General features: G+C 38.5%; 1 protein-coding gene. It reads right to left on the bottom strand.

The genetic code is table 11. The annotated features are described in order from the left end of the window. Nucleotides 1–171 (bottom strand): DEAD/DEAH box helicase family protein (locus R7Q11_RS29905; protein ID WP_405532651.1); only part of this gene is annotated, 171 nt, incomplete at its 3' end. Nucleotides 172–514: the final 343 nt, after the last annotated feature.

A 514-nucleotide genomic window follows, 5' to 3' on the forward strand; every position in this document is an offset into this window, starting at 1 on the left:
CTGTGCTTGAGCAATCACATTCGCTAGCGTGAACGTTTTACCAGAACCCGTTACACCTAAAAGCGTCTGATGCGCCAACCCTGCATCTAAGCCCTCTAATAATTGCTTAATCGCGGTTGGCTGGTCACCTGATGGTTGATACTCAGAGACCAGTTCATAAACTTTACTCATACCCTTCCTCAATCTTTACTGCCTTTACTACGTTAGGCTGTGTTACCACTTCTGCGCTGTATATATATACACCTTAGTAAACGAAATCTATGCCTAAATGATTTTTCTCACTCATTGTTAATAATTTTTGTACTTTGTCTATATGGCTATAGCCTTATTCGAGTCGCTCTGATATAGTACTTCGCCCTAGTTGATAAATACTCCTCTAATATCAACTTATAGTTTCCACAACTTTTCCCCAAAACTTCTCTAAAAAGCTCGTTATCCCCAAAAGCTCATCTTTTATCCACTTTGAATATTTTACCCACGCACTCAATAAATCACTGTTTCATTTACCTATTTT

The sequence above is a fragment of the Vibrio sp. 970 genome (genome assembly GCF_033339075.1).